Here is a 16,075-nt window from a genome sequence, read left to right as displayed (position 1 = left end):
GAGCTCGCGAATGAGTTAGCTATTCTGGGGCAAATTTGTGTTCATAAAACGAGCACCTTTGCAGCAAAACAGCATCGCGTAGCGAAGTCGGAAGAAAGCAAATGGCTCTTGTCTGTGGCATCAATTAGCTAGGTTTATCGAAAACCCAAATTTTTTTTATTTACCAATTAATGCAGGGCGCGGATTATACTAAGTGATTGGAAAAAAAGCAAATTTAGTTTGTTCAAAAAACAACCGGCCGGTCATAGAAGATTTAAACCCCAAATGGTGTGGAGTGAAAAACACCATTTGGCTGTTTGGGAAAGCGTTAATTGTTGTATATGACGGACGGTAGCCATGTCACTATTTCTGGCCAGATGGCGATGGTGACTAGCACCCCAAGTTGGATTGCAATGAATGGAATGACTCCTTTATAAAGATCCATAGTTTTCAGTTCTGGTGGTGCAACGCCTTTCAGATAGAACAGTGCGAAACCGAACGGTGGGGTTAAGAATGCCGTTTGAAGGTTAATGGCAATCATTATTCCAAGCCAGATTGGGTCAACACCCATCATTAACAAAACAGGTGCGACCACGGGCACAATCACGTAGGTGATTTCGATAAAGTCTAAAAAGAAGCCAAGAATGAACATGATTGCCATCACGATGAGCATCGCTGTGAAGATGCCTCCAGGCAAATCAGACAGTAAGTCATGGATTAAGTCATCCCCTCCAAGTCCTCGGAATACCAGTGAGAAAAATGCCGCTCCGATAAAGATCAAGAAAATCATGGCAGTAATCTTTGTGGTGTTACGCATGACGTCTTGCAGTGTTGCAAGGCTGAGTTGTCGGTTGATTGCGGCTAACAGCAAAGCTCCTATTGCGCCTAGTGAGGCGGCTTCTGTTGGTGTGGAAAGACCGCCCAGAATAGAACCCAGAACCAAGAAAATCAGCAGTAATGGAGGTAACAGGCTTTTGATAATTCTGAGGCCAAGACCTGCCGGAACAGGGTTGCCAATGTGATTTGGTACTTTGTCGGGATGGCGAATTGCTTGGTAAAACACATACAGCATATACAAAACCACAAGCATCATTCCAGGAAACAGTGCTCCGACAAATAGGTCTCCCACAGCAAGAGTTTCTGGTGAAAAAATACCTTGATTGAGCTGGGCTTGTTGATAGGAAGACGATAAAACATCACCTAATAAAATCAGAATAATAGACGGTGGAATAATTTGGCCTAAAGTGCCTGAGGCGCAAATCGTGCCACTGGCAAGCTTTGGGCAATAGCCTTGTTTGAGCATTGTGGGGAGAGCGAGCAGACCCATGGTCACAACTGTTGCGCCAACAATGCCTGTACTGGCTGCCAGTAACATTCCAACCAAAATTACAGCAATCCCCAAGCCGCCCTTAATACCGCGCATTAATTCGTCCATGGTGGTAAGAAGATTTTCCGCAATTTTCGACTTCTCTAGCATGATGCCCATAAAGACAAATAACGGCACTGCAATCAGAGTCTCGTTGCCCATGATATCAAATATGCGGTTTGGGATACTTTGCAAGAATGCCATATCAAATGCGCCGAACAGGTTGGCAATGAGCGCGAAAAGTAGTGAAATTCCAGCAAGGGTTAAAGCAACGGGGAAGCCAATAAGAAGTGCAATAAAAAGGAGTGCAAACAATAAGAGGGATAGCCATTCCATTAGAGTTTTCCCCCTTGAATATGATTTTCATGTTTAATCGCCGTTATTCCGTTTAGCGCTAGAATTGATTGCGAGATAATTGCTAAAGCTTGCAACATCAGTAGCCCAGCCATAATGACAATGAGGGTTTTCAAGAGGTAAATATAGCCCAACCCTCCTGCCTCTGGAGAGCCTTCGGAGATGGACCAGCTTGCGGCAATATAGTCACTGCTTGCCCAGAAAATGAAAATAGTGACCGGTAAAGTCAGGAACAGTGAGCCGATTAAATCAACCCAGTACTTTTTACGTTCAGAATATTGGTTGTAAAAAAGGTCGACACGAACATGTTCATCCTTGAGATATGTATAGGAGATCCCTAGCATGAACACTAAAGCATGGTTATACATAATAGATTCTTGGAAAGCGATTGAGCCGAAATCGAAACCATATCGCAAAATGACAACAGCCGCAGTCACAATAACGAGTGTGAGGGTTCCCCATGCAATGGTATGTCCGACAAGTGTTTGGGTGGTTTGATTGAGTTTTACAATCAAAGAAAATATAGGGTTGAGCTTGTTCATAAACGTTTACAGCTTTTAACAGAGTGTTTGGAAATATTGCGCTATTTTAGCGGTTTTTACAGTAGGCTGCACAGGTACCGGCCGGTGCGAAATGGACTCTATACGAATGTTAGGTATTTAGTGGTTTTGAAGCGCTTCCAGAATATTTTTTGCGGTTTCTAATAATTTTTTCTCAACCGCTTTTTTGCCTGCTAGGTGGTAATGGTGAGCGACAATTTGCCAGTTTTGTTTTTTTAGAATTTTGTCGCACCAGACCCCTTGTTGTTGATGGTTCAAAGACTGCATCGTTCGACCGAATGTTAAGCTACTTTTCCATAGTTGCCCACTTAGAGCATCATATGATTGTGTCTGGTTAGCAAATGCTTCAAGTACGCTTTTAGATTGGTGAAACCCGAGAGGCAAACGGAAGCTGGCAAGTAATTGCCAAACGAGTTGTGGGGCTAAATAGGGCAAACTTTCCATTAAAAGGTGTGGGAACTGCTGCTCAAATGTTTGTTGTATGGTTGCAATATATTTTTGAGACAGTGCGCTCATTGGCTTAGCCACAATTAAATTGTGTTGTCCACTGGCTTTATCTCGTTTGTTGCCGATATGAAGGGCTCGGAACTCCAGTTTTTGCCAAAACCGAAACAGCTCTGGTGTCACCCCAAAGCTGCCACTGACATAATCGATTTTATTGGTTTTGGCCTGTGCTAAAACGAATTGGATTAAATTGGAGCCTATTTGCTGATTTTGCCATTCTGGGTGAACGGCAATGCGCATAATACGCCAGCTTTTAAGGGTTAGGAAATCTGGTAGAGCATAGAAGCGGCTAACAAGTTGAGGAACTAAGTGCCCTTGTAATTGTTGGTTGGTGGAATTTATTCCGCCTTCTTCAATGCTTAAGCAAATTGCTACAGGTGTATTGTCAAATAAACAGGCACTAATTCTTAGGTTAGGAGCACTCAATAAATGCTGTAGGTCATTTGGGCTGGTTTGATAGTGTGCTTGGACCAAGAGAGTAAACATGGCTTTGAGTTGTTCGGGCTTGGCAAGAAGTTGTTGGCTCGTATAGTTTTTGATGGTTAGTTGACCCTTTTCAAGCGCAGATTGAAGCGAGAATTTTTTTGGTGGTTTTGCGGATGATAGATTTGCGTTAAGTAATAACGCTTGGTTGGTTGCAATTTCTAGAGGATCGTTGTCAGCCCAGCGAACAGGTTGGTGAATATGGAAGTTTTTCCAATCTGGTGTCAGTTGGTTCAAGCTTTGTTTAAAACGTAATTCAAACCCACGGCCGGAGCCTTCATAGCCATGCAAAGTGGTTGCGAATACCATTCTATGGTGACGCTTGAGCAACTCGGTTAATAGGGGTGTTGGCAAAAATGCTGCCTCATCGACCATTAAAACGTCTGCGGTGGTTGGCTCTAGAACCAGTTGGTCAGGCGCGATAAATTCCAAAGTTTTTGTTTGCTGTTGATAGGTAAAAATGATTTCACCTTGGCGCAGATCAATTTGTTGGCTCGTGTTTTGTAATTTGGATGTGGTTAGAAAATTTTTAAGCCATTTGTTTGCTTGCTCAAAAGCTTTAGCTACCTGATCAAATCGACTGGCAGTCATCACAATATGCTGTTTTCCTTCAAGCAACTGTTCGATGGCTGCAATGCCTAAAAGGCTACTTTTTCCTCGACCACGGTCTGCACTTAAAACGAGGGGGCGTTTACGGTGACCAAAAGCAACGCTATGGACTTTCTTCAATGCTTGCTGTTGTTCAGATGTCAGTTCAAAATTGTCTTCTCTGGTCCAGGTTTTACCGGCTGGTATTTGAGGAGTGAAGGCTTTTTCAAAATGGGGTTGTTCACTTAACCAAAGGCAGTTGGAATCTTGCCAAGTTTGGTGTAGGTGTTGATAAAAGTGGCTAAATGCGTCTTTTGGTTGTAAAGGTGTGTTTAAAAAGCGTTGAATTGCAGAGTTTTCCAGTTTCCACCATTCGTTGTTTGGCACCAGTAAGATCAAGAGGCCACCGGCTTTAATCATGCCACTCAGAATGCCAAGTTGGTTAGCGTTGAATCCAGTTTCGATGTCTAAAATAGCTGTGTCCACTTCTTGGCCAAGGTGATATTTCAAGCGTTCTGGGGCAATGTATTGGTTGTTTGCTCCCATTGTCTGTAATGTCTCTGGAATGGTTTGTCCAATCCAAGTGATGGTCTCGGGTGGTTGATAAAGCTGGGCAATTTTCTGCCATTGCCAGGCTTTGGAGCCACTGATGATGCAAAGGCTGCGGTGATGAGCAGCTTTAAGTTGTCGTCGGAAATTATGTAAATTCATTCAGCTGTTTGCTCTTCAAATTCCAAGGAGGCTGAATTAATACAATAACGTAATCCAGTCGGTTCAGGGCCGTCTGGAAAAACGTGTCCAAGATGGCTATGACAATTTGCGCATTGAACTTCTGTACGATGCATACCATGAGAGAAATCTTCAATTTCGAGAATGTCGGCTTTATTGATAGGTTGCCAAAAGCTTGGCCAGCCCGAGCCTGAGTCATACTTGGCGCTAGAAGCAAAAAGGGGTGTTTGACAGCAAGCACATAAATAAATACCTGTGGCTTTATGATCCCAATATTTTCCTGTAAAGGCGCGTTCTGTTCCGCCACAACGACAGATTTGGTATGCCTCATCGGTCAGTTTGTCTTGCCATTGCTCGTCTTCAATAAGCGTTGAATTGGTTTTTGACATATCAGCCTCCATACTTCGAATTACGTCCAATAGAATATAATGCCAAAAATTAGACCGCTTGCAACTGTCCTAGCGAATTGGCAAACGGCCGATAAGACACCAAGTAAGACAAATTTTCAAATTGGAAAACTTCGAATGAGCAAAAAGCTGAGAATCCTTCAAACTGCACAACTTGATTGGCGTGATGAAACGCCTTTGGCGATTGAGTTTGATGATTTTTACTATTCGACTGAGGACGCGATAGCGGAAAGTGATTATGTGTTTTTGCAGCATAATCAAATTGAGCAACGACTGAAGGCGTTTAATGATGGCCTACTAGGTGCGTCTTTCCCTTTGGAAAGTGAGCAAATTTATTTCCGTCAAAAGTCTGTATTTCGTGTTGCTGAAACGGGGTTCGGTACGGGGCTTAATTTTTTATTGACGATGCGAGCTTGGTTTAATGTGCAAGCTATTGATGAGCAGGCGTTACCGGCCGGTAACGGTTTGTCACCAGCGACACAGTTGCATTTTATTTCTTTTGAAAAGCATCCAATGAGTCAAGTGGATTTACAGCGTTCACTACAAGCCTATCCGGAATTGTCGGCTTATTCGGACATATTGATAGATCATTACCCTGATTTATTACCTGGTTGGCACGAGGTTCTGCTGTTTTCAGGGCGTGTGCGTTTAAGCTTGTGGTTAGGGGATGCTTTGCAAGGATTGGCGGAGTGTGCCCCTAATGCAAAAGTCGACGCTTGGTATTTGGATGGCTTTGCGCCAATCAAAAACCCTCAGCTTTGGAACCCAAAGCTTTATCAGGCAATGGTAAAGCTCAGTCACCAGAAAACAACTTTTGCGACTTTTACTGCAGCTGGTGAGGTTCGTCGAGGATTACAAGCGGTTGGATTTGATGTTCATAAAGACTCTGGTTATGGCAAAAAACGGGAGATGTGTTTCGGACAGATTAAGCATCTGCGTTCAAGTGCATCCAAAACCCCTTGGTTTGTTGCAAATTGCCCGAAAAACTCTCAAGCAGGACGAGTGAAAAGCGCTGTAGTCGTGGGTGCTGGTTTGGCAGGTGCAACCACCGCTTACGCCTTGGCTCAGGCTGGGTTTAAAGTGAAGGTGTTGGAGTCTGCAACAGAGACTGCGACTCAGGCATCGGGAAATTTAGCGGGAACGTTACATCCTCTAGTGACTGTGGATTGGAATTTGCGCTCACAATTTTACCAACTGGGATATAACGCAACGCAACGTTGGTTATTGCCTTGGCTAGCAAGTAAGAAAGCACAAGGTGATTTATCCGGTATGTTGCAATTGGCGGCGATGCCAATCATGCATAAACGATTGTTGGAAGCGCTTAAACGAGTACCTTTGCCAGAAAATTATGCGAATTGGCTTGAGCCTGATGAGGCGAGTCAAGTTTTGGGCGTTAAGACACATTTGCCAGGAATGTTTTATCCAAATAGTGGTTGGATTTATCCCAAATCCGTAATCGAGCATTGCTTAAAGCATCCAAATATTGAACTGGTTTTATCTTGTGAGGTACATGATTTTGAAAAGGTTAATGGGCTTTGGAAATTAGAGACATCGCAAGGTGATTTTGAAACAGAATGCTTGGTATTTGCGACAGGCAGTTTAGCTAGTAAATTACATGAGAAATTAAAGCTTTCTATTCGACCGGTAAAGGGTCAGGTTACACATTTGTCATCAAATGCTGTGAAAAGCCAGTTAAATGTGCCAATCACGCATAAAGGCTATAGTTCGCCAACAGCGGCAGATGTATGGGTAACCGGCGCAACTTTTGAAGCACCGAGTCTAACCACCGATCTTTCGGAGGAAGCGCATCGAGAGAATATTGCCAATGTGCAACAAGTGGTTGCAGGTTGGCTCAGTGAAGATTGTACTGAGGCTGAACATGTTGGGGGGCGGATTGCATTTCGCCCGACAACGCCTGATCATTTACCCGTCATTGGGCAAGTTCCGGATTGGAATTGGGTGGAAGAAAATTATTTGCAACAATCGCACACTCACGCAGTCTATCGCTATCCAGAAATGCGCTATCAGCAAGGTTTGTTTGTGAACAACGGTCATGGGCCGCGAGGTTTAATGTCAGTGTTTTTAGCTGCTGAATGGTTATTGGCAGAAATTGATGGTCGGGAGAGCATTGCCCCAGAATCACTCAGAAATGCCTGTCACCCTGCGCGTTTTGTTATTCGTCAGTGGCGCAGTGGTAAAGCATCTTAATAATTCATCTTGATTTTTTAACTTGATTGTTCAGCCTTTAACTGTTTTTCAATCGAAAATAGAGCCGAGCCTTGGTTTGTTCCAGTGACTATTCGTGTCGATTATTTGTGTTTATGCTGTGTGAAATTATGACATAAGCTGCCATGGCGAACCTTACCGGCCGGTAAAGAGTGGTAGTTAGGTTGGTGTTGGTCAGCGGCTTGTAAAGCTTGAGTTAAATAGTTTTTTCCTAATGCCACAGCTGTTGCTAAGTTTTCCCCTTTGGCTAATTGAGTGGCAATGGCCGAGGCAAGTGTGCAACCTGTGCCGTGGTTGTGAATGACTTCTAACCAAGGCGATGAAAATGTTTCCTGTATTGGTTGATTTGCTTCCCAAGAAAATAACCAATCGGTCGCTTCTGAACTTTTGTCTGGTGTGATGTCAGGATGCCCACCTTTTAATAAAATATTTTTGCATTTCAAGCCTTGTAAAGCTTGTTGAAAAACTGTTGCGTCATTTAGGAGGTTTTTCTTTACCGGCCGGTGAATTTTTTGTAAAAGTAATTTGGCCTCCGGTTGGTTAGGGGTGAGTAATGTAGCCTGGGGAATTAAATCTTCAATCAGACTATTCAGGGCGTTTTCTGGAAGTAAGGCGCGTCCGCTACTACTGACTAAAACCGGATCGAGTACGACAGGAGTTTTTGTGTTTTGCTCTAAGAATTCTGTCAAGATTTCTATTTGTTCGAGGTTTGCCAGCATGCCGATTTTGATGGCATCAAATTGGATATCCTCTGCCAAAGCTTTTAGTTGGGCGCTAAATAACTTCGATTCAACTGCTTCGACTTTTTGAACGCCTTGGGTGTTTTGCACAGTAATCGCACTCATCACGCTACAGGCATAGCCACCATTGGCATGAATGGTTTTGGTGTCGGCCAAAAAACCGGCGCCACCGGATGGATCGAATCCTGCGATAACTAGAACGCTCGGCAAGGGTGTTTGATGAGGTGTTGTATGCATGCTTTACCGGCCGGTAGTTTTTAACTGTGTTTATAATACTAGGCTTCTTGCAGAACTTTACTATGTTGTGCTTTAAGAAGTCTACTGACTCAGTGAATTTTCGCAAATTGATGGGTAAAAACGTATGGCAACGGAAAATACACACAACTCTTCTACGGCTCAACCCCTGACAATTGGGTTGATTATTATTGGTGATGAAGTCCTGTCTGGAAAGCGTCAAGACCGACATTTGCACAATGCGAATAAACTTTTACGACCTAGAGGATTGGCGTTAAGTTGGGTGAAGATTTTAGGAGATGAACCAAATCGTTTGGAAGCCACATTACGTGAGAGCTTTGCCAATGGCGATTGCGTGTTTTGCTTTGGCGGCATCGGGGCAACACCGGATGATCGCACTCGTCAATGCGCCGCAGCGGCTTTGCAGGTTCCACTGAAACGCCACCCAGAAGCGGTTGCAGAAATTGAAGCGCAATTTGGTGAAGCAGCCTATCCGCAAAGGGTAAAAATGGCAGAGTATCCACAGGGTGCACAAGTTATCCCCAATTTTTTCAATCGGGTTCCCGGTTTCACTATCTCGAATCATCATTTTATGCCGGGTTTTCCCAAAATGGCTGAGCCTATGATGGAATGGGTGTTGGATAATTATTATTCTCAGTATTTTGGTGAGCAACAAATTGAGAAGGCTATTTTGATCCATGATGGTCAAGAATCGGAATGGATTGAATTTATGGAGGCGTTTGAACAAGAGTTTCCTGAGTTGCGATTGTTCAGTTTGCCGAAAATTACCGATGAGGGAAAACGTTTAATTGAGTTAGGTGCAGAAGGGCAGAAAAACTTGGTTGAACAAGGCATTAAAAAAATGGTCGTTGAAGTCGAAGCGCGCGGCTTAATCTGGGAAAACCTATATTAGTCGACTCTATTAAAGTTGAATGTGGTTTGCACCCAAAGGGTATAAACACGACTAAAAGATTTAAAACATATCGAAGTTAACAGGTCGTTTACAACGGCTTTTTAAATGCTTTGGTAAGACAAACAGGCAAATTGGGTCAATGATCTGGGAGAGAAATGGTTGCAATAACCAAAACACATTTTGATGTGGTGATTATTGGTGCTGGTGCGGCTGGGCTTATGTGTTCAGCGCAGACCGGGTACGCTGGGAAATCAGTGTTAGTCATTGATCATGCGCCAAAAGCGGCTGCGAAAATAAGAATTTCGGGAGGTGGAAAATGCAATTTTACGAATTTGGATGTCTCTGCCGACAACTATATCTGCCAAAATCCACATTTTGTGAAAAGTGCGCTATCTCGCTATCCAAGTTCGGCTTTTATTGAACTGGTTGAACGGCATGGTTTGGATTTTGAACAACGTGAGTTGGGGAAGCTCTTTTGCAAAAAACGTGCCTCAGATTTGATTCAAATTCTGCGAACGGAATGTGATTGGGCGCAAGTTGAGTTTCTGCTGAAAACCTCAATAACGAGCATTCAATCTTTACCGGCCGGTGACTCTACAGAGAACTCTACCGGCCGGTATGGTTTGCAATTAGAGAGCTCTGAAGGTCGTTGTGAAGTTTCTTGTACAAATTTAGTGGTTGCCACAGGTGCTTTGTCGTTTCCAAAGCTAAAAGCTTCTGATTTCGGTTATCGAGTGGCTAAACAGTTTGGGCTTGAAATTGTGTCGACACGCCCAGGGTTAGTGCCGTTAAATTTTGAAGGAAAATGGCAGACTCGTTTTGCTGATTTGACTGGTATGGCGTTTGATGCGCAGGTTTGTGCCAATGGGCATTGTTTTTCTGAAGCGGTATTGATGACACATCAGGGCTTGAGTGGGCCGGCTATTTTGCAAGCCTCAAATTATTGGTTGGAAGGTCAGCCGATTACCCTAAATCCATTTTTTAGAGTGGATTTGTTTGCCGAGTTATTGGCTCTGAAAAAGTCTGGAAAGTCATTTGCTAGTTGGTTGTCGAAATTTTGGACAAAGCGCATGGCGCAAGCTTGGCTTGAGTGGTTTCCATTGGAATCGGATTTGGCAAATCTGCCGGATTTAACTTTGAAAGAATACGCCCAGCAATGCCAGAACTGGTCGCTTTACCCTGCTAGAACCGGCGGTTACGATAAAGCAGAAGTGACATTGGGAGGCGTGAGTACCGATGCGGTTTCATCAAAAACCATGGAAGCAAACAATCAGCAAGGGTTGTATTTTATTGGAGAGGTGCTTGATGTCACTGGACAACTTGGTGGCTATAACTTTCAGTGGGCATGGGCTTCAGCAGTCGCCTGCGCTCAGGCATTAGCTGAAGCCTAAACACTTCGTTGTCCTGTTAAAATAACCGGCCGGTAAATAAATGAGAGTTCTATGAATTTATTAAATTTTGATGAAAAAAATCGAGAGTCTTTTTCAAAGATTGTAAAAACCATGGTGCAGCGCCACCAAACCGATCCTAAAGAAATGCTTGTGCATGCGATTGAGAGTGAAGCTGAGCCGGAAATGAACTATTGGATGACAATGGTTTTGGTGCAGGAGCATTTTGTTTCGCCGCGCTTAGAGGTTGGAAAAGATAGTGCAGGTGAACCGGTGTCTGCTTTGCAGGCAGCTTGTTTACTGCAAAATGTAGGTGTCGTCGCTGCACTGGTTGAATTGGGCGGTTTTAAAGGTTCAGTGGTTGAAAAAGAATTTCAATTGGCTGCTCGAATTGCTTCTAAGCACGAAGACCAAGCGGTTTTGGGTGTGTTGATGAAATATGCTCAAGAGAAAGATTTGTTAGAGCCTTTTATGCGTTTGATGCAAGGTAATTCGTTGCAATAATAGGTTTGTCGAGCGTTATTTTATTTATGGTTTTTTATCTACCGTGAATAAATTTTCAAAAGTCTTTTTTTGTGGCGAGAAGCCGTTAATATAGAATCTGAAATTTTCGTTTTATAGGTTTGCTCATGGCTTAGTTTGATGAAAGTTGTTATAGTTAAATTCTATTAATTAAATTTAATTAATCAATTTTATTAAATTAAAAGTTTTAGCTATGATACGTATCAAGTTGGCAAGCGGGCGAACTTAAATAACGATGAATAAAAACCCTTTTGCGCGCAGTATCACTCCAATAACAGTTTTTTAGGCAAGTGGTACAAGAGTTTGCGCTTAAAATAATTAGTCTTTTTTTAACGAGGAAAATTGAATGGCATTACCAAATCGCGAAGGTCAAAGAATCCCTAACGTTACTTTCCCAACTCGTCAAAACAATGAGTGGGTGAATGTGACAACGGATGAAATTTTTAAAGGTAAAACGGTAGTGGTTTTCTCTCTACCGGGTGCGTTTACGCCAACTTGTTCATCGACTCACTTACCACGTTTCAACGAGCTTGCGCCTACATTCTTCGAGAACGGTGTAGACGAAATCGTTTGTATGTCGGTGAATGATACATTTGTTATGAATGAGTGGGCAGCAGATCAAGAGTCTGACAATGTTCGTCTGATTCCTGATGGAAACGGTGAGTTTTCTGAAGGCATGGGAATGCTTGTTAACAAGGAAGACCTAGGATTTGGGATGCGTTCATGGCGTTACTCAATGCTTGTTAAGGACGGCGTTATTGAGAAAATGTTCATCGAGCCAGAAGTACCGGGGGACCCTTTTGAAGTCTCTGATGCAGATACGATGTTGAACTATATTAACCCTAATGCAAAAGCTCCACGTGCAGCGACAATCTTTACTAAGAAAGGTTGTCCATTCTGCGCGAAAGCGAAGTCATTGCTAGAAGACAATAATATCTACTATGAAGAAATCATGATTTCTAACAGTGGTGTGACTTCTCGTACACTTCGTGCAGTAGCGAATGCTGGGACAGTTCCTCAAGTATTTATTGAAGGCGAATATGTGGGCGGTTCTGAAGATTTAGAAGCTTACCTAAACAAATAATTGCTCGAAGCACTTTCTTATTAAGGGCTCTTTATGAGCCCTTTTTTATTTTTCAAAATTGTAAGTCGCGCTTAACGGGCGATTGCAGAAAAGGACATTTGAATGAAATACGATTATGACATGATTGCAATTGGTGCTGGTAGTGGCGGTTTGTCAGTGGTAGAACGCGCAGCAGAATATGGAAAAAAATGTGCGGTGGTTGAGGCGAAAAAACTTGGTGGAACTTGCGTCAATATCGGCTGTGTTCCTAAAAAAGTCATGTGGTTTGGTGCACATATCGCTGAGGCTCTGCGTGATGCACCGGATTTTGGTTTCGATGTCGAGAAAAAAGGATTTGATTGGGCGACACTTGTTGAAAAGCGTGAACAGTACATTACTAATATCAACACTTGGTATAACGGCTATATGGCTGATAAAGGCGTGGATGTCCTTCAGGGATGGGGTTCATTCGTTGATGCACATACCGTTGAAGTGGATGGCAAGCATTATACCGCTGAAACGATTGTCATTGCCCCAGGTGGCACACCACTGATTCCCAATGAAACGGAAAATGCCGATTTAGGAATAACGTCGAATGGTTTTTTTGCATTGACTGAGCAACCTAAAAAAGTGGCGGTCATTGGTTCGGGTTATATTGCGGTTGAATTGGCCGGTGTTTTCCAAGCATTGGGCACGCAAACCACTTTGGTGAGTCGTAAAGATTTAGTGTTACGCGGCTTTGATGACATGATTCGCGAAACCTTAACGGATTCGATGATTGAAAGTGGCATTCATAAAGAGTATCACTTCAAGGTTAAAAAATTAGAGCGCGCCGAAGATGGCACTCTTACCATTCATAGTGAAGATGATCAGCATATCGGTGGCTTTGATCAGGTTGTTTGGGCGGTTGGGCGTGAAACGCTGGTTGAGCCGCTAAAACTTGAAAATGTTGGGCTTAGTGCGAATGGACGCGGTTTTATTGAGGTGGATGAGCGACATAAAACTTCGGTGGATAATATTTATGCCATTGGAGATGTGACAGGACAGCCTCAATTAACACCAGTAGCGATTCGTGCCGGTCGGTATTTAGCCGAGCGTTTGTATAATAACAAACCTGAGTTAATTTTGGATTTGCATGCGGTACCGACGGTGATTTTCTCACATCCGCCAGTTGGAACGGTAGGGTTGGCAGAGCATGATGCAAGAGCAGAGTTTGGGCATGACAATGTTAAAGTTTATACATCCGTATTTACCCCTATGCGTTATGCATTCACCAAGCATCAGATTAAGACTGCTTTAAAGTTGGTGGTTGTCGGTGAAGAAGAGCGTGTTGTTGGGATTCATATTGTTGGAGATGGCGCGGATGAGATGTTACAAGGTTTTGCCGTTGCGGTTCAGATGAATGCGACGAAAGCCGATTTAGATGCAACCATTGCGATTCATCCATCAAGTTCGGAAGAGTTAGTGACAATGCGTTAAGTATTGGGTTTTATCTTTTCCAAGCCAATAAAAAAAGCCGAAACAGGTCGTTTCGGCTTTTTCGTTTAGAGTAGCAAAAAGTTAAGCGGAAAGGGTTTGCATTAACGGGCTTCTTTGCTTTTTGAAGAACTGTTGGATGTAGTCCAAATAGTTCTTAGGTATCTCAACAATTTTTGCACCTATGCGGTTTGCAAAAATATCCGTGATCATATTTTTGATTTCGACTTTGAGATTAATCACGCAGTTGTGAGCAAGTGTTAATTCCACATCAATAACGTCGCCGATTTTATGGGTGTGATCTGTTAAAAACCCGAGACCATTTTCAGATAAGTCAACAAGTGTAATTTTTCTTTGGACTTTTTCACTGATTAAATTGCCCTTGAGCCTAACGTGTTTTCTTTCGTATTGACGCTTGTTTTGAATATTATTCATGCTGAGAGAGGTTCCATTGAAATTATGTCATGGCTCTTTCCCCAAATAGCCAAAAAACGTTAAATATTAATTTCTTATTAACTCTGATTCTATAGTTTTAAGAGAAGGTAATCAACGAATGAATTATGAATGAAGTATTTAAAGTTCATTTAAATGAATACCTTTGTATTTTCAGGTGATTAGAGTGTGTGTGTGAGTATGGTTAATGATTTCTCGGATTGCTTGAGTGCTTCCCTTATAATGAAATCCAAAAAAGTTATTAAAGTTATTTAGGGTTGACGATTTATATTTTAAGGAAGGTAGAAATGACTAAAGCACTTTTATTCAAAACTTGGTTCGGAGCCTTTCTGGTAGGGCTTACTCTCTTTATGCAAGGTTGTTTGGGAGTGAGTCAGCCCACTGAAACACAAATTCAAGAGATGTCTCAGAATTTCTTTAATCAGGAATACCAGGGTTTGTTTCTAGCTGAGAATGTTGTCAAAAAAAATGGTTATAAAAAGAATGACACAAGTTATGTTGCAGAAGTTACAGTCATGGGGCGCGCGCAACTCTCGTTAGAAGACTTTGCAAAATCGACAATGAGCGACCCTGAGGTGTCAGGTATGGAAAAAATGGCGAATACCTTGAAAATTGGCATGATGACCATGACATTACCTGCATTTGAAGCAGGGGATGTTTTAGAATTTGAACGCGAATATCTATTTATCAAAACCGATAATGGTTGGCAGATTAAAGAACAATTAAACGCATCGGCACATTAAAAGCGTTGAAGAATGGTCAACCATTCTGATTGTATTGACGTTTTTTCACCGGCCGGTAGTTATTTATATTTTGAAATAAGGAAAGATTATGCCTCTTCTCGATAGCTTTACAGTAGACCATAAAATTATGAAAGCCCCAGCGGTACGAGTTGCGAAAACCATGAGTTCACCGTCTGGTGATACGATTACGGTATTTGATTTAAGATTCAATAAGCCTAATGAAAGCATGATGGGTGAGAAGGGGATTCATACGCTTGAACACCTTTTCGCTGGTTTTATGCGTGATCATTTAAATGGTGATGGTGTCGAAATTATTGATGTCTCGCCAATGGGCTGTCGTACAGGCTTTTACATGAGTCTTTTGGGTGCTCCTTCCGAAGAGCGTGTTGCTGATGCTTGGATGAAGGCTATGAATGATGTCGTTGCCGTTGAACGTATGGAAGACATCCCTGAACTCAACGAGTATCAATGTGGGACTTATATGATGCATTCGTTGGAAGAGGCACAAGACATTGCAAAAGAAATTATTGAGAATGGCATTGGTGTCAACAAAAATGAAGACTTAAAAATGAGTGCTGAAACGCTTCGTTCTTTAGGTAATGAGGTTTAAGGTCCGGTTATGACAGTTGCAATTATTGGTGCGATGGATGAAGAAGTTTCCATTTTGCATGCAGCGATGGGATCTCCAACGGCAGAGGTACATGCTGGATTTGATTACTTTAAAGGGCAAATTAATGGCCTAGAGGTTGTATTGTTGAAATCGGGTATTGGCAAGGTCAATGCCGCGATTAGTGCGACCTTACTGTTAGAGCTTTTTAAGCCTAAGGCTGTCATTAATACAGGCTCTGCGGGTGGTTTCCATGCAGATTTAGAGGTTGGTGATATCGTTATCAGCCAGTCAGTCTGTCATCATGATGTTGATGTCACTCCATTTGGTTATGAACGCGGTCAAGTTCCCGGCATGCCTGCGTGTTTTTTGCCAGATTCAACTTTGGTTGATGCGGCAAAAAAAGCGATTACTGAATTGGGCGAAGTCGCTCATATGCATGGTTTAATTGCAACCGGTGATCGTTTTATGCACCAGCCTGAGGATGTCGATGCAACTCGTGAAGCCTTCCCAGAAATGATTGCTTGTGAAATGGAAGCGGCTGCGGTTGCGCAAGTTTGTCATCGGTTTGACACGCCTTTTGTGATTATTCGTTCATTGTCGGATATTGCTGGGAAAGAGAATAAGGTCACTTTTGAGCAATATTTGCCAAAAGCTGCGAAGCATTCTTCGGCCGTGGTTAAAGCAATGTTGAAGCACATCGGTTAGTATTTTCGGTAGCGCTTGTCCCGTCCTGAAAT

The 16,075-nt window shown here is 42.7% G+C and carries 15 protein-coding genes; 9 read left to right on the top strand and 6 right to left on the bottom strand.

All coding sequences use genetic code 11. The features are described from left to right. Positions 1 to 307: 307 nt before the first annotated feature. From D9T12_RS11235 to msrB, 4 genes are all read right to left on the bottom strand, one after another. Positions 308 to 1,681 (bottom strand): TRAP transporter large permease, encoded by a 1,374-nt coding sequence (locus D9T12_RS11235; RefSeq protein ID WP_130538256.1) that lies wholly within the window; start codon positions 1,679 to 1,681, stop codon positions 308 to 310. Beyond that, on the bottom strand, positions 1,681 to 2,241 hold the full coding sequence (locus tag D9T12_RS11230; protein WP_130538255.1) for a TRAP transporter small permease subunit: 561 nt from the start codon (positions 2,239 to 2,241) through the stop codon (positions 1,681 to 1,683). Before D9T12_RS11230 ends, D9T12_RS11235 begins: the two co-directional genes overlap by 1 nt. Before the next feature lie 117 nt (positions 2,242 to 2,358). Continuing rightward, positions 2,359 to 4,545 (bottom strand): GNAT family N-acetyltransferase, encoded by a 2,187-nt coding sequence (locus D9T12_RS11225; protein ID WP_130538254.1) that lies wholly within the window; start codon positions 4,543 to 4,545, stop codon positions 2,359 to 2,361. Beyond that, positions 4,542 to 4,952 (bottom strand): peptide-methionine (R)-S-oxide reductase MsrB, encoded by a 411-nt coding sequence (msrB, locus tag D9T12_RS11220; RefSeq protein ID WP_130538253.1) that lies wholly within the window; start codon positions 4,950 to 4,952, stop codon positions 4,542 to 4,544. The genes D9T12_RS11225 and msrB overlap by 4 nt, the downstream gene beginning before the upstream one ends. A gap of 135 nt (positions 4,953 to 5,087) precedes the next feature. Here msrB and mnmC point away from each other — a divergent pair, with 135 nt between their 5' ends. Further along, positions 5,088 to 7,178, top strand: a complete 2,091-nt coding sequence (mnmC, locus tag D9T12_RS11215; protein WP_130538252.1) for a bifunctional tRNA (5-methylaminomethyl-2-thiouridine)(34)-methyltransferase MnmC2/FAD-dependent 5-carboxymethylaminomethyl-2-thiouridine(34) oxidoreductase MnmC1 — start codon at positions 5,088 to 5,090, stop codon at positions 7,176 to 7,178. 101 nt (positions 7,179 to 7,279) lie between these two features. On the opposite strand, the gene thiD is transcribed toward mnmC, so the two are convergent. Beyond that, a complete protein-coding gene (gene thiD / locus D9T12_RS11210) occupies positions 7,280 to 8,173 on the bottom strand; it encodes a bifunctional hydroxymethylpyrimidine kinase/phosphomethylpyrimidine kinase (RefSeq protein WP_130538251.1) in 894 nt (297 codons plus the stop codon). 124 nt (positions 8,174 to 8,297) lie between these two features. Between thiD and D9T12_RS11205 the strand changes: the two genes are divergently transcribed. The 5 genes from D9T12_RS11205 (at position 8,298) to gorA (ending at position 13,535) form a co-directional block, all read left to right on the top strand. Then, complete coding sequence (locus tag D9T12_RS11205) at positions 8,298 to 9,083, top strand: competence/damage-inducible protein A (protein WP_130538250.1); 786 nt, start codon at positions 8,298 to 8,300, stop codon at positions 9,081 to 9,083. A gap of 155 nt (positions 9,084 to 9,238) precedes the next feature. After that, entirely contained in the window at positions 9,239 to 10,474 is a 1,236-nt protein-coding gene (locus D9T12_RS11200) for a BaiN/RdsA family NAD(P)/FAD-dependent oxidoreductase (RefSeq protein WP_130538249.1), read from the top strand. A 51-nt stretch (positions 10,475 to 10,525) separates the two neighbouring features. Further along, positions 10,526 to 10,975: a hypothetical protein gene (locus tag D9T12_RS11195; RefSeq protein WP_130538248.1), complete on the top strand. Its 450-nt coding sequence runs from the start codon at positions 10,526 to 10,528 to the stop codon at positions 10,973 to 10,975. A 364-nt stretch (positions 10,976 to 11,339) separates the two neighbouring features. Continuing rightward, positions 11,340 to 12,077, top strand: a complete 738-nt coding sequence (locus D9T12_RS11190) for a glutathione peroxidase (protein ID WP_130538247.1) — start codon at positions 11,340 to 11,342, stop codon at positions 12,075 to 12,077. A gap of 102 nt (positions 12,078 to 12,179) precedes the next feature. Beyond that, positions 12,180 to 13,535, top strand: coding sequence for a glutathione-disulfide reductase (gene gorA, locus D9T12_RS11185; protein ID WP_130538246.1), 1,356 nt, complete (start codon positions 12,180 to 12,182; stop codon positions 13,533 to 13,535). 81 nt (positions 13,536 to 13,616) lie between these two features. On the opposite strand, the gene D9T12_RS11180 is transcribed toward gorA, so the two are convergent. Continuing rightward, on the bottom strand, positions 13,617 to 13,967 hold the full coding sequence (locus D9T12_RS11180) for a PilZ domain-containing protein (protein WP_130538245.1): 351 nt from the start codon (positions 13,965 to 13,967) through the stop codon (positions 13,617 to 13,619). Between the two features lie 305 nt (positions 13,968 to 14,272). Between D9T12_RS11180 and D9T12_RS11175 the strand changes: the two genes are divergently transcribed. The 3 genes from D9T12_RS11175 (at position 14,273) to mtnN (ending at position 16,043) form a co-directional block, all read left to right on the top strand. Then, a complete protein-coding gene (locus D9T12_RS11175; RefSeq protein ID WP_130538244.1) occupies positions 14,273 to 14,728 on the top strand; it encodes a hypothetical protein in 456 nt (151 codons plus the stop codon). Positions 14,729 to 14,816: 88 nt separating this feature from the next. Then, the gene (luxS, locus tag D9T12_RS11170) at positions 14,817 to 15,338 is read left to right on the top strand and encodes an S-ribosylhomocysteine lyase (protein WP_130538243.1); all 522 of its coding nucleotides are present in this window, start codon (positions 14,817 to 14,819) and stop codon (positions 15,336 to 15,338) included. A 9-nt stretch (positions 15,339 to 15,347) separates the two neighbouring features. After that, positions 15,348 to 16,043 carry a 5'-methylthioadenosine/S-adenosylhomocysteine nucleosidase gene (mtnN, locus tag D9T12_RS11165; protein WP_130538242.1) on the top strand — a complete coding sequence of 232 codons (696 nt, stop codon included), beginning with the start codon at positions 15,348 to 15,350 and terminating at the stop codon, positions 16,041 to 16,043. Positions 16,044 to 16,075 lie beyond the last annotated feature (32 nt).

It is taken from the genome of Thiomicrorhabdus indica (assembly GCF_004293625.1).
GTDB classification, from domain to species: Bacteria; Pseudomonadota; Gammaproteobacteria; order Thiomicrospirales; family Thiomicrospiraceae; genus Thiomicrorhabdus; species Thiomicrorhabdus indica.
The sequence above is the reverse complement of the archived record's forward strand: the minus strand, read 5'-3'. Positions and strand labels throughout refer to the sequence as shown.

What these genes read in the sequence shown, in the direction of transcription:
- mnmC (WP_130538252.1), top strand. Translation starts at nt 5,088, where the DNA reads ATGAGCAAAAAGCTGAGAATCCTTCAAACTGCACAACTTGATTGGCGT.
- D9T12_RS11200 (WP_130538249.1), top strand. Translation starts at nt 9,239, where the DNA reads ATGGTTGCAATAACCAAAACACATTTTGATGTGGTGATTATTGGTGCT.
- D9T12_RS11235 (WP_130538256.1), bottom strand. Translation starts at nt 1,681, where the DNA reads ATGGAATGGCTATCCCTCTTATTGTTTGCACTCCTTTTTATTGCACTT.
- D9T12_RS11205 (WP_130538250.1), top strand. Translation starts at nt 8,298, where the DNA reads ATGGCAACGGAAAATACACACAACTCTTCTACGGCTCAACCCCTGACA.
- thiD (WP_130538251.1), bottom strand. Translation starts at nt 8,173, where the DNA reads ATGCATACAACACCTCATCAAACACCCTTGCCGAGCGTTCTAGTTATC.
- D9T12_RS11230 (WP_130538255.1), bottom strand. Translation starts at nt 2,241, where the DNA reads ATGAACAAGCTCAACCCTATATTTTCTTTGATTGTAAAACTCAATCAA.
- D9T12_RS11190 (WP_130538247.1), top strand. Translation starts at nt 11,340, where the DNA reads ATGGCATTACCAAATCGCGAAGGTCAAAGAATCCCTAACGTTACTTTC.
- D9T12_RS11195 (WP_130538248.1), top strand. Translation starts at nt 10,526, where the DNA reads ATGAATTTATTAAATTTTGATGAAAAAAATCGAGAGTCTTTTTCAAAG.
- luxS (WP_130538243.1), top strand. Translation starts at nt 14,817, where the DNA reads ATGCCTCTTCTCGATAGCTTTACAGTAGACCATAAAATTATGAAAGCC.
- msrB (WP_130538253.1), bottom strand. Translation starts at nt 4,952, where the DNA reads ATGTCAAAAACCAATTCAACGCTTATTGAAGACGAGCAATGGCAAGAC.
- D9T12_RS11180 (WP_130538245.1), bottom strand. Translation starts at nt 13,967, where the DNA reads ATGAATAATATTCAAAACAAGCGTCAATACGAAAGAAAACACGTTAGG.
- mtnN (WP_130538242.1), top strand. Translation starts at nt 15,348, where the DNA reads ATGACAGTTGCAATTATTGGTGCGATGGATGAAGAAGTTTCCATTTTG.
- gorA (WP_130538246.1), top strand. Translation starts at nt 12,180, where the DNA reads ATGAAATACGATTATGACATGATTGCAATTGGTGCTGGTAGTGGCGGT.
- D9T12_RS11225 (WP_130538254.1), bottom strand. Translation starts at nt 4,545, where the DNA reads ATGAATTTACATAATTTCCGACGACAACTTAAAGCTGCTCATCACCGC.
- D9T12_RS11175 (WP_130538244.1), top strand. Translation starts at nt 14,273, where the DNA reads ATGACTAAAGCACTTTTATTCAAAACTTGGTTCGGAGCCTTTCTGGTA.